This window comes from Bacillus sp. LR--39 (genome assembly GCF_053613335.1).
The window spans coordinates 1-601 of record NZ_JBSIOT010001211.1; the positions used below are offsets into that span (position 1 = coordinate 1).

Annotated in this window: 1 protein-coding gene; it reads right to left on the reverse strand. The window is 50.2% G+C overall.

The window, feature by feature from the left end; translation table 11 throughout:
* Positions 1–601 (reverse strand): ATP-binding cassette domain-containing protein (locus tag ACWHAR_RS29490; protein WP_452088743.1); only part of this gene is annotated, 601 nt, incomplete at both ends.

Here is a 601-nt window from a genome sequence, read left to right on the forward strand (position 1 = left end):
TCCTGAAAAAGAGCTTTAACTTCGGAGGTTGCTTCTTCAATCGTCAAAATCGGCGCTTTGAACGTAATCCCCAGCGTCTCTTCAAGGCGTTTTTGGAATTTAATCGTTTCCGGCAAATCAAGCCCTAAAGCGGCAATGTCGTCTTTCCTTGAAAAAAGCTCCCGCGGCGTCCCTTTTGCTTTGACCGTCCCTTTATGCATCACAATCAGTTCATCTGCATACGCTGCCGCGTCTTCCATACTGTGGGTGACGAGAATTGTCGTCAGGTTCCTCTGCTTATGGAGGCTGTAGAACATGTCCATGATCTCCTTGCGGTCTCTTGGGTCAAGCCCTGCCGTCGGTTCATCGAGGACAAGAACCTCAGGCTCCATCGCCAGCACTCCCGCAATGGCCACGCGGCGCATTTGCCCTCCGCTTAGTTCAAACGGAGACCTGTCGGACAGCTCTGCACCCAAACCTACCAGCTTCAGCATTTCCCTCGCTTTTTCTTCCGCCTTTTCCCGGCTCATGCCAAAGTTGATCGGACCGAATGCGATATCCTTTAAAATTGTTTCTTCAAACAGCTGATGTTCAGGAAACTGAAAGACAATGCCGACCTTTT